General features: G+C 70.9%; 16 protein-coding genes. 14 read left to right on the forward strand and 2 right to left on the reverse strand.

Annotated features, from left to right (window positions below; all coding sequences use genetic code 11):
* Positions 1–19 precede the first annotated feature (19 nt).
* The 8 genes from OG247_RS43905 to OG247_RS43940 all read left to right on the forward strand — a co-directional run bounded on the left by OG247_RS43905 (position 20) and on the right by OG247_RS43940 (position 3,544).
* Positions 20–607, forward strand: coding sequence for a hypothetical protein (locus OG247_RS43905; protein WP_327258223.1), 588 nt, complete (start codon positions 20–22; stop codon positions 605–607).
* Between the two features lie 114 nt (positions 608–721).
* Positions 722–1,036 carry a hypothetical protein gene (locus OG247_RS43910; RefSeq protein WP_327258224.1) on the forward strand — a complete coding sequence of 105 codons (315 nt, stop codon included), beginning with the start codon at positions 722–724 and terminating at the stop codon, positions 1,034–1,036.
* Between the two features lie 101 nt (positions 1,037–1,137).
* Positions 1,138–1,680, forward strand: a complete 543-nt coding sequence (locus OG247_RS43915) for a hypothetical protein (protein WP_327258225.1) — start codon at positions 1,138–1,140, stop codon at positions 1,678–1,680.
* Positions 1,673–1,897, forward strand: coding sequence for a hypothetical protein (locus OG247_RS43920; protein ID WP_327258226.1), 225 nt, complete (start codon positions 1,673–1,675; stop codon positions 1,895–1,897). Before OG247_RS43915 ends, OG247_RS43920 begins: the two co-directional genes overlap by 8 nt.
* Before the next feature lie 79 nt (positions 1,898–1,976).
* The gene (locus tag OG247_RS43925; protein ID WP_327258227.1) at positions 1,977–2,144 is read left to right on the forward strand and encodes a hypothetical protein; all 168 of its coding nucleotides are present in this window, start codon (positions 1,977–1,979) and stop codon (positions 2,142–2,144) included.
* Between the two features lie 63 nt (positions 2,145–2,207).
* The gene (locus tag OG247_RS43930) at positions 2,208–2,417 is read left to right on the forward strand and encodes a hypothetical protein (RefSeq protein ID WP_327258228.1); all 210 of its coding nucleotides are present in this window, start codon (positions 2,208–2,210) and stop codon (positions 2,415–2,417) included.
* 92 nt (positions 2,418–2,509) lie between these two features.
* Positions 2,510–3,121 carry a hypothetical protein gene (locus OG247_RS43935; RefSeq protein WP_327258229.1) on the forward strand — a complete coding sequence of 204 codons (612 nt, stop codon included), beginning with the start codon at positions 2,510–2,512 and terminating at the stop codon, positions 3,119–3,121.
* 54 nt (positions 3,122–3,175) lie between these two features.
* Positions 3,176–3,544, forward strand: coding sequence for a hypothetical protein (locus OG247_RS43940; protein ID WP_327258230.1), 369 nt, complete (start codon positions 3,176–3,178; stop codon positions 3,542–3,544).
* Positions 3,545–3,734: 190 nt separating this feature from the next.
* Here OG247_RS43940 and OG247_RS43945 read toward each other — a convergent pair whose 3' ends face one another.
* Positions 3,735–4,061 (reverse strand): WhiB family transcriptional regulator, encoded by a 327-nt coding sequence (locus OG247_RS43945; protein WP_327258231.1) that lies wholly within the window; start codon positions 4,059–4,061, stop codon positions 3,735–3,737.
* A gap of 293 nt (positions 4,062–4,354) precedes the next feature.
* Here OG247_RS43945 and OG247_RS43950 point away from each other — a divergent pair, with 293 nt between their 5' ends.
* The 6 genes from OG247_RS43950 (at position 4,355) to OG247_RS43975 (ending at position 8,919) form a co-directional block, all read left to right on the forward strand.
* Complete coding sequence (locus OG247_RS43950; protein ID WP_327258232.1) at positions 4,355–4,867, forward strand: hypothetical protein; 513 nt, start codon at positions 4,355–4,357, stop codon at positions 4,865–4,867.
* Entirely contained in the window at positions 4,864–5,604 is a 741-nt protein-coding gene (locus tag OG247_RS43955) for a hypothetical protein (RefSeq protein ID WP_327258233.1), read from the forward strand. The genes OG247_RS43950 and OG247_RS43955 overlap by 4 nt, the downstream gene beginning before the upstream one ends.
* Before the next feature lie 4 nt (positions 5,605–5,608).
* The gene (locus OG247_RS43960; protein ID WP_327258234.1) at positions 5,609–6,004 is read left to right on the forward strand and encodes a hypothetical protein; all 396 of its coding nucleotides are present in this window, start codon (positions 5,609–5,611) and stop codon (positions 6,002–6,004) included.
* 131 nt (positions 6,005–6,135) lie between these two features.
* The gene (locus OG247_RS43965) at positions 6,136–6,489 is read left to right on the forward strand and encodes a hypothetical protein (protein WP_327258235.1); all 354 of its coding nucleotides are present in this window, start codon (positions 6,136–6,138) and stop codon (positions 6,487–6,489) included.
* A 109-nt stretch (positions 6,490–6,598) separates the two neighbouring features.
* Positions 6,599–7,189 (forward strand): hypothetical protein, encoded by a 591-nt coding sequence (locus OG247_RS43970; RefSeq protein ID WP_327258236.1) that lies wholly within the window; start codon positions 6,599–6,601, stop codon positions 7,187–7,189.
* A gap of 173 nt (positions 7,190–7,362) precedes the next feature.
* Entirely contained in the window at positions 7,363–8,919 is a 1,557-nt protein-coding gene (locus OG247_RS43975) for a hypothetical protein (protein ID WP_327258237.1), read from the forward strand.
* A 221-nt stretch (positions 8,920–9,140) separates the two neighbouring features.
* Here OG247_RS43975 and OG247_RS43980 read toward each other — a convergent pair whose 3' ends face one another.
* Entirely contained in the window at positions 9,141–9,440 is a 300-nt protein-coding gene (locus OG247_RS43980; RefSeq protein WP_327258238.1) for a LexA family protein, read from the reverse strand.
* Positions 9,441–9,529 lie beyond the last annotated feature (89 nt).

The raw sequence follows: 9,529 nt of genomic DNA on the forward strand, positions 1-9,529 counted from the left end.
GACGAAAGGTGCACCGTCCATGTCCACACCGACCCGCACCGCCCCCGCCGAAGCCGAGTTCGCCCGCGCCGTCGCCGCCGAGCTGGGGCCGCAGTGGTCACCCCGGCCAGCCACCTGGCCCGGCCGCTTCCAGCTGGTCGACGGCCGGGGCGGACGACTCGTCCTCCTTCCCGGAATCGTCCGGGGCCTCCTGCCGGACACCAAGGCCCGCGGCCTCCGGCACGGCCCCTCCTCCCCGGAGATCGGCGTCACCCCCCGAAGCCCCCGGTATGTGGCCGGGCACATCCGCCGCAGGCTCCTGCCCCGCTACGCGGCCGCGCGCGACGAGCAGCAGGCCCTCATCCGGGCACAGCGCACCGAACAGCGCGAACGCGCCCGTGTCGCGCAGCAAATCGCCGACGGGCTCACCGCCACCGCGCCGGACATCTTCGTACGCCCCGACGCCCCGTACCGCAGACAGACCACCGTCACCGGCCGAGGAAGCGTCAAGGCGGTCAGCGTCAGCGCGGTCGTCGGCACCGCGGGGGCCAAGGTCTCCCTGACGATCGACGGCCTGAACGCCGAGCAGGCCAGATCCGTCACCGAACTCCTCGCAAGACTGGGCTAGGTGCCCATTCCACGGTTGACGCCTGCCATCCCGAGAAGTAGACTAGTTAATGTCGGAACGGGGAGGGCAAGCCCTGGGCCGGACACCACACGCCACCGAAGGCAAGGAACTTCCATGACCTCCCGTCGGGCCGAAGGCCCCACCACGCTCCGCATCCGCATCCGCATCAGCGAACACGACGCCCCCGAGCCGGAACCCGTCGCCCCGCACCCGCTCGACCTGATCACCGCCATCCTCCTCACCCACTACGGCCCCGGCGCGCCCGAGCGGTCCCCACGGGTGAAGTGCGCGCACCACGACCAGGAGTCCACCTGGACCCCGCTCGGCGAAGCCGACCTCCACCGGTTCCTGCTCGACCACGAGCTCGACACCATCCCGTTGACCGCCTGCTACCCGCCCGGCGACGGCAGCACCGTCCCCGCGCGGTAGCCGTCCGGTCGGCGCGAACAGCCCGATCACCTTGCCACCGCCTCGCGCACCGGTGCTGCGCTCCATCGGACGGCGGCCCGCCGAGATCAGGAGATGACATCATGCCGGTCTTCCTGGCCGAACCATCCCCGACGCGGCCCCCCGGAGGGTGGAACCGCCTCTCGCTCAACGCGCACATGGGCATCGGGGCCCAGTGCGCTCTCCAGCCGACCTCGTACGCCACCCTGCTGGAGAGCTACAACACCTTCCGTGCGCGGTGGGGCGGCTTCGGCCCCTGCGTCAAGGACTCCCGCTGGGAAGGCCGGCAGCCCGACTGTGAAGCCTGCCCCGTCTGGAAAGCCCTTCTCGGCTCCACCGAGGAGATCCCCTTCCGCGCCGCCCGCGTCCTGGTCCGCACCGTCGTGGAGTACCCCGACCGCGCGGACGTTCCGTTCGCCGCCCGGGCGACCACCCGGCTGTGGGTGACGGACCGGCCGGACGCCGAGGACTACCGCGAGGCCGGCCAGGAATGGACATGGGGAAGGCTCGCCCGACTGCGCGGATGGGAGCTGGGCGGCCGGCATCACGACTCGATCAGCACCGGCTTCTGGCTCCACCGCACCCCCGCCGCCGCCAACACCGAAAAGGGATCCGGTCATGAGTGACACCGGCATCGAACCACACCCCGCTCTCCGCCCGTTCGAGCCCTTCGCAGCCTCCGACTTCGACGAGGCGTGCGAGGAGTGCGAGGCGCCCGCCGGCTCGTTCTGCCGGACCGGCTGTCCGTGTGGCTACACGGCTGCGGACGCACGGGCCGACGCGGCCCGCCAGCAGCTCTACCGCGAAGGACGCCGGGTTGCGTCCCACATCCCCAGATGGTAGATTAGTCAATGTCGGACTGGGGAGGGCAAGCCCCGGGACGGCCACCTCGAACCGCCGCCTGCACTTCACGGAGACCATCATGACGACCCACTGCGATGACTGCCGCCGCCCCGAGGTGCTCCAGCGCCACTGCCGCGTGACGCTCACCGGCGCACTGGTCAGCACCTGGCTCTGCACCCCCTGCGGCCAGCGCTTCGACCACACGACGACCCGCCTGAACGCCACCGTGCCCCTCGCGTACGCCTAGACCCGAAAGCTCCCGGGGGCGCCGCGCGAACGCGGCGCCCCCGGCCCCACCGTCAGGCACCCCATGAACCAGCGCACCATCACCGGGCCCCTCGCCCGCACCCTCCTGCGCGCCGCCGACCGCACCGCCCGCCGCGCCGGGATCCCCAACCCCTTCGACATCGCCCGGATCACGCTGGCCGAACTCGCGCGCGGCGCCTCCGGCGCCGACTTCTTCCACGAGGTCCAGGACCGCGTCCACCACGCCGGATTCCACTGGCCGCAGGACACCTGACCGTGCGGCCGCCAGCCCGCGGAGGCGGACCGCGCCTCCGAGCGCACGTGCACGCCGAGGAAGGCGCGCCCCACCGAACCACCGGAGACCTCATGAATCAGCTCGACATCTGCATCCAGGCCGCCTCCGAGATCGCGGAGGGCCTCGGCGCCCCTTGGACTGTGGGGGGCGACCACGCCTCCGGCCGCGGCGCGCAGATCGACCATCCCGACGGCCTGACCCTGGAGGTCACCGCCCCCCGGGTGCACCCCACCGTGTACGTCCGCGTCCACGCCGTGATGCCGGCCGGAGGCGAGTCGTTCGCGCCTGCCCCCATCTCGGCCCGCGCGGACCGGGGCAGAGCAATCGCCCAGGACGTCCGCCGCAAGCTCCTCCCCCGCTACGCGGAGGCCAACAACGCAGCTCGCCAGCACGTCCTGGACGCGGCGTGGACGAAAGCGCGGCGGCGGGAGGCCGCCGAACGCCTCTCCCGCCTCCTCCCCGGTGGCCGGTGGTCCATCGGCCATCCCGATGACGCCGCCACGGTCACCGGAAACTTCTCCCTCCCGCTGCCGGGCACACACCAGGACTCCCCCGTTCAGGTCAAAGCCCTGCTCAGTGAGCGCGCAACGACGGCCGACCTGAGGGTCGACCGCCTCCCCCTGAACGTCGCCTCGAAGGTGATGAAGCTCCTCGCCGAGGTGGCGCGAGCACACCGGACGTAAACCCGCTTCCCCGAGCCCGCCAGAAAACCCGCCGCCCAACGCCTTGGACACCCGATGCACCAGCGTTTCCACCCGAACCCCGACCTTGACCACGGCCTCCGCCTCGACCTCGACGGCCGCGCCCGCTACCGGCACACCGGGTTCACCGTCGAGCTGCACGTCCGCCACGCCACCGCCGACGACCACCTCCCCGGTGGGGCCGAGCCGGACGACGTCGTGATGACGGGCACGGTGTCCCTGTGCTCCGTCGAGCTGGCCGCGGTCAGCCGCACGGCGAACCTCGTGGACGGCTACTACCTGGTGCCGGAGACCGTGAACGAGATCCTCGACGAGGCCGTCACTGGGGCCCGGCGGAAGGTGGCTCAGCTGAACGCAAGGCTCGCCGCGATTGATCACGCACTCGAAACCGCCACCACCCCGTGAGCCCGCTCCCGGGCGGGGGGCACCAGTTCACCGCGCGCGGCCGGCGAACCGAACAGAACCCGCGCGGATCCGGCCGGGAGGAACTCCTGGGCGACCGCCGCGCCGAGCTTCTCCGGATCGACGGCAGGGCCGGTGGAGGCTGCGGTGAGCCGACCGGATCCGTCCAGGGCCACGACCTGCCCGGTGAGGCTCAGCCGGCCTCGGCGAGGCCGCTACCGCTGCCGCGGCCCGTCTGCCGCTCGTGCTCCGCGCGGGCAGCCTCCAGCAGGCGCCGCCACGACGTCACCAGGGGGCGCCGACGCAGCAGCGCCTTTCTCTCCCTGGAGGTCATGCCGCCGAAGACGCCGTGCTCGATACGCCCGTCGAGGGCGTACGCGAGGCACTCGGTGCGCACGGGGCAGCCGGTGCAAATAGCCTTCGCCCGGTTCTGTGCCGCGCCGTCGACGAACAATTCCTCCGGATCCGCGGTCCTGCAGAGCCCCCGTTTACTCCAGGCCTCCTGGTCGTTCGCGCCCACCCCTGTGCCCGCCCTCTCCCTGGTCCGGCATGCTGCGCTCCCCTGGGTCCCGCGCAGTCCGCAAACGGTACGGCACCCGTGTGCGGGATTGAAGATCGTTTTCGAGCTTCAATCCCTTCGGGTGAAGGGGACTTGACGGCCGAGCTCCATCCCGTCCAGCGGCAGGCGGCCCGGATCCGTGCGGGAGGATCCCGGGTTGACGAACCGACACTCATCGAGTAAATTAGTCCATGTCGGAATGGGGAGGGCAAGCCGCGTTCCGGACACCATGAACCAGAGCGAGGAGACGCTTCGTGTCCATCATCCTGCGCCACACCGGCCTCGCCGTGCCCCACGGCGACCTTGAGGTCACCGAACTCGACGCCGTGAGCGACCTGTCCGCCTACACCGCGGTCCTCTCCTACAAGGGCCGCCCGGCCGGGTCCATCGAGGACACCGGGCGGGGCGGCGGCGCCATCTTCACCCCCCTCACCCGCGCGCACCTGGACACCGTGCGCGCGTTCGTCGCCGCAGCCCGCCGCAGCGGCCAGCCCGTCGGCGACGAAGAGGTCTACGACGATCTCATCCGCGAGTACGACATGGAGCTCCAGACCCAGAAGGCCAACCGGCTCCAGCACACCCTGGTCCGGGGCTTCTCCCCCACGGGCTCGGTGATTGCCTTCATCACCCTTCACCAGCCGCCCGAGCGGTTCACGCCGAGCGTGGCGCACCAGCTGGCCCGGGACACTCCCCAGGCCGCTCTCTGGGAGGTCTGGACCGGCAGTCGCTGGGCTCCCGGATTCCCGCCGCTCGGCGTCACCACGTGACCCCGGCCCCGCCCGGCGGCCCACTCCACCTGACGACGCCGACCGGCGACCGGCTCACCGTACGGACCGAGACCGACTGGAGGTTCGGGCTCGCGCTCTACCACGTCGCCGAGGCGGGCGGGTGGATCACCATCAGCCCGGCCCGCAACGAAGCCGGCTGCCTCCTCGTCGCCTACGGGCGCCCCGAGGGATACACCCTCGACCGCACCGGCACGACATGGACCCAGCGCCCCGTCTTCAACAGGCAGGAGGTGCGCGGGATCGCGACCGTGCACATCGCCAACATGGAGCAACACCTGGAGGCACCGGGCTGGAGCGAGACGGACACCTGGCACTACTGGCTGACCCGCCCCCGCCGCTCCGCCCCCCGGGCCACGGGCCCAGACCCGTGGGAAAGAGGGCGGCTGACCGACCGGGCTCATCAGCGGGTGGCCTCCACCGTGGCCGCCCTGGTCCGCCACCACACCGGGCGGCCCGACCTCACCGACCTGCACCAGGCCGCCGAATACGCCTACGCGCCCCGGGAGGTGAGAGACCTGGAAGAGCAGCGCCGAACGGCGCTCCACCGGATCCGCGACGACGTCCGCACCGCCCTCGACCTCACCGACCGCATCGCCCAGGCCCGCCGCACCCAGCCGGCGCCCCAGCAGAGCATCACCCCGACCCCACCACCCGCTACAGGACGGACACCCGATGACTTCCCCCACCCCGCCGCACCCGCCGACGGGCCCCCGTGAGCTCATGCTGGGCACCCACCCCCCGGAGTTCATGCTCCAGTCCAGCATTCAGCACGAGCCGGACAAGACCCTCATGGAGATCGTCGACCTGCGCAGCGGCCAGACCGTCTGGGGGGACCTCTTCGACTCCGACGACGTGAAGGGACAGCTCCACCACACCGGCAACGCCCTGGCGGCCACCCGCTCCCCCGACGAGGTGTGGGACAGCGAGCGGCTGCGCCTCGCCGCGGACGGCACGCCCAACCTGGTGTTCGAGGAGTGCAGGGTCTGCGGCCGGACGCTCGCCCGCCACCGCCGGATCACGCTGCGGGTCGCGCGCCTCCAGGACCGCCCCGGCAGGCCCGAACGGATCCTGGAACACCTCGTCATCGCCTGCGAGGAGAGCGAGCTCCCCAGGTAGCGCCGGTGAACCCGGTGGGGTGTCCCGTTGACACCCCACCACCCGATGGATAGAATAGTCAATGTCGGAACGGGGAGGGCAAGCCCTGGACCGTCCTCCACGCGCCGCCCCGCCTCCAGGAGTTGCTCCTCATGCCGCACCCGCACCACGCCAACGGCCCCTGCGCAGCCTGCATCGCCACCGGCCTGCCCGCCGTCGCAGCCCGCGACCTCAAGGTCGGAATGCTCATCCAGACCGCCTTCACCCCGGGCCCGCACTCCGAGTACTCGGTCGGTGAAATCGCCACGGTGAGCGTCGACGAGGAGGGCTTCGTCTCGTGGTCCTTCCGCTGGAGCCGGACCTACCGGGGAACGAAGCAGATCTACGCCTACCCCGACGCCAGGTTCAGCACCCACAACGCCTACCCGGACCACGAGTACCTCCCGCTCACCCCCGGCAGCGTCGAGCCCCCGACCGAGAGGTACCCGAGCCTGACCTCCCCCTGAAACCTCCCGCGCGCCCCGGTCCTGTCCGGGGCGCCCGGCAGACCACCGATCTCCGGGAGGGCAACCCGGAGCAGCTCACCACGACCACCACCCCCGAGGAGGCCTCCCGATGGGAGCCCGCGCCATCATCGAGTGGCACCAGACCGACAGTGGCGTCCCCGCCTTCCTGCGGCGCAACCACTGGCTGAGCCCCAGCACCTTCCTGCCCGCGCTCGCGGACTTCGTGCACGCCGCACGGCAGACCGGCCAGACCCCCGACGCCGGCCTCTTCCAGAGCTGGGCCGCAGAGCACGCCCCCTACGTCCTGGGCGAGGAGGAGACGGGCAAGCGCACAGCCCTCCTGCTGCCCACCTCGGACATCCAGTTCCACTACCTCGTCCAGCTCACCGGCACCAAACCTGCCGAGCGCACCCTTCTCGTCACCGCGAGGGAGCGCGAAGTACTCCTCCCCGGTGCACGAGGACGCTGGACCGTCCTCGTGCAGGCCGGAACCGATGCCGAACTCCACGAGGAAGCGGCCGCCCTGCTTGACCGCCAGGCCGCCCGCATCCGCAGCCTCGCGGCCCAGGGCCGGGGTGGCCCGATGCCCCCGCCCCACGAAGTCGCCAACCGCGCCCAGCTCATCCGTGCCCGTGCGGGCCTGCCAGCACCCCAGTGCGAAACCGTGCCGCAGGGGGTCTCACCCGGCAAGGGCAAATGATCAAGAAGGGGCGGGGCCCTCATCTGTGGTGACGGCCCAGCTGTTCGTCGCCCCGCCAGCTCTCGGGCGCGGGCCGGGCGGCCTCATTCCCGCGCCCGAGAACGAGGAACCCCGGCGCCTGGTACGGGAAAACCCGTCGCGGCCCGCTCGGTAGAGGCGGAAGATCTACGGGTATGCGGCAAGACCTCTCCCCTTACCCCGTTCCGGAGACCGAGTACTTCGAGCGGGTCCTGCGTCACGACCCGAACTCGCTGACGCAGTTGATCGCGGCCACCAGCGCCAGTCTCCCGCCCATCCGCGCCCTGGCGGCCCAAGGCCGCAGCCAGTACGGGCCGTGGGCTCTGCTCGACGCGGCCTGGGTTTCTCTGGCTCGGGGCCGAGACGGCCGGCCGAGCGCAACTAGCGCGGACCTCCGGCAGATCCTCGACCTGTTCCTGGCCCTGGACGATCCGGTCCGCCTGGAACCGGAAGGGATGGAGCGCTGGGAGGGGTACCTGCAGCGGGTCATCCACCACCAGGGCCCGTGGCAGGAGGACGACTACTCGCAGCTGAGCCGCTCCATCGCCCTGCTGGCTCAGACCCCCTACCCAGACGATTCAGAAGACCCGCTGGAAGTGATCCTCCCGGGTTGGGACCACGACCGGCTTGGCTGTTCCCTGGCGGACTACCTCGGCATCGTCAACCTCGTCTGGAGCTGCGCCACCTCCCACCCGAATCCGAGCCACCGCGGCCGGTTCGCCGTGGACTGGTACCCCAATGCGGACTACGACCAGTTCGACGGGCTCCGGTCCCCGGCACAGATCAAGGCGGTGCTGAACCGACACTTCAGCACCACCAAGAACAAGCTCCGTGCCAGCTTCCCCGCCAACCACGACCCGCTCCTGCGCCGCTACCGGCACAACCCGCTCCGTTCTACTCCGCTGGTCCGTGGCGTCACGGGCGGCTACCTCGTCCCGGTGCCGGCCGCCGTGCTGGGAAAGGCGACCCCTCTCGGCCTGTACTACACCGGGGGCGACAACCAGTCGCCGTGGGGGCAGTCGTTCACCACCGACGTCGGCAGGCTCTTCGAGCGCTACGTCGGCCGTCAGCTCGCCCTGCTGCCCGACGCCGATGTTCAGCCGGAGACCCTGGTCAAGATCTCGAAGAAGGTGAGCAAGAAGACGGTCGACTTCTTCGTCGTCTTCCCCGACCTCGTCCTGCTGATCGAGGTGAAGTCGACCCGCCCGAGTGAGTCGCTGCGGCTCGGCGGGCCCGACTTCACCACCCTTCTCCCCAAGACGCCGATCGGGAAGGGGTTCGAGCAGATCAACCGATCGGCCGGCTTTCTCCACTCCGGCGAGCACCCAGAGCTTGCCGACATCCCAAACGACCGACGGATGATCGGGATGGTGGTGACCGCAGAGCCGTTCCACCAGATCAACACCCCCGCGCACCGCGTGGACCTGCCCGAGACCAGGATCCCGGTGATGGTCACCGCCATCGCCGAACTGGAGCAGGCCGTCACCATCACCGGCACCAGCCTGGCCAAGCTCCTCTGTGCGGCCGTCGACACCGGTGCCGCGGACCTGCGCCAGCTGTTCCCCCAGTACGAGTTCCTGGACCACAACGCCGTCCTGGAGCAAGGGTGGTCCGCAATCCCGCTCGCCCGACCCCGCCGGCCGCAGGCCCAGAACGCCGCTGCGGCCGAGCCGGGCAACGGTCCCGAGAACCGAGTAGACGAGCCCGGCTGAGGCTCGATCCGCGCCACAGAGCGTGCGGGGTGTCCGCCGCAGCACGGTGGACACCCCGACGGCCCTACACGAGGCCCCAGTCGCTGTCCTCGCGGTTCACGTCCCACTGGGTGTCGATCATGTTCCCTCGCCCCCTCTCGTACGGCCAGGAGCCGGTACGCCCCCGGTCAGCACCGTACAGCGACCCGCAGGCCAGACTCACGATGTACGGCGGGCGAACGTCACTGCCTGTTCGCCGGGTAAGCGGTACGGCCGCCTCGCCGCACTCCCCGCGGCGCGACCTCCTGCGCGCCGAGCAAACGCACGGCGGCAGTGGTCAGCCGCACGCTGCTCCAGTCCCGCGTCCGTCGAGTCAGCAGGCCCCGCTGCTCCAGCTGAGTCAGCTGGAAGGCGACGGATGAACTGCTGGAGAGTCCCACCGCCGGCCCGAGCTCCCGGATGCTCGGGCCTTGGCCGTGTTCCTCAATGTGACGGGATATCTCGTCGAGCATCTGGAACCGGCGGGCCTTGAGCGGGGTCATGCCGCAGTATCCCACCCACCCTCAAAGCGGACCAAAAACGGGCATACATGATCTTGGTGCTCGGAGGTGCCGGGCCTCCCGGTCAGGTG

The sequence above is a fragment of the Streptomyces sp. NBC_01244 genome (assembly GCF_035987325.1).
Classification (GTDB): Bacteria; Actinomycetota; Actinomycetes; order Streptomycetales; family Streptomycetaceae; genus Streptomyces.

What these genes read in the sequence shown, in the direction of transcription:
- OG247_RS43905 (WP_327258223.1), top strand. Translation starts at nt 20, where the DNA reads ATGTCCACACCGACCCGCACCGCCCCCGCCGAAGCCGAGTTCGCCCGC.
- OG247_RS43910 (WP_327258224.1), top strand. Translation starts at nt 722, where the DNA reads ATGACCTCCCGTCGGGCCGAAGGCCCCACCACGCTCCGCATCCGCATC.
- OG247_RS43915 (WP_327258225.1), top strand. Translation starts at nt 1,138, where the DNA reads ATGCCGGTCTTCCTGGCCGAACCATCCCCGACGCGGCCCCCCGGAGGG.
- OG247_RS43920 (WP_327258226.1), top strand. Translation starts at nt 1,673, where the DNA reads ATGAGTGACACCGGCATCGAACCACACCCCGCTCTCCGCCCGTTCGAG.
- OG247_RS43925 (WP_327258227.1), top strand. Translation starts at nt 1,977, where the DNA reads ATGACGACCCACTGCGATGACTGCCGCCGCCCCGAGGTGCTCCAGCGC.
- OG247_RS43930 (WP_327258228.1), top strand. Translation starts at nt 2,208, where the DNA reads ATGAACCAGCGCACCATCACCGGGCCCCTCGCCCGCACCCTCCTGCGC.
- OG247_RS43935 (WP_327258229.1), top strand. Translation starts at nt 2,510, where the DNA reads ATGAATCAGCTCGACATCTGCATCCAGGCCGCCTCCGAGATCGCGGAG.
- OG247_RS43940 (WP_327258230.1), top strand. Translation starts at nt 3,176, where the DNA reads ATGCACCAGCGTTTCCACCCGAACCCCGACCTTGACCACGGCCTCCGC.
- OG247_RS43960 (WP_327258234.1), top strand. Translation starts at nt 5,609, where the DNA reads ATGCTGGGCACCCACCCCCCGGAGTTCATGCTCCAGTCCAGCATTCAG.
- OG247_RS43965 (WP_327258235.1), top strand. Translation starts at nt 6,136, where the DNA reads ATGCCGCACCCGCACCACGCCAACGGCCCCTGCGCAGCCTGCATCGCC.
- OG247_RS43970 (WP_327258236.1), top strand. Translation starts at nt 6,599, where the DNA reads ATGGGAGCCCGCGCCATCATCGAGTGGCACCAGACCGACAGTGGCGTC.
- OG247_RS43975 (WP_327258237.1), top strand. Translation starts at nt 7,363, where the DNA reads ATGCGGCAAGACCTCTCCCCTTACCCCGTTCCGGAGACCGAGTACTTC.
- OG247_RS43980 (WP_327258238.1), bottom strand. Translation starts at nt 9,440, where the DNA reads ATGACCCCGCTCAAGGCCCGCCGGTTCCAGATGCTCGACGAGATATCC.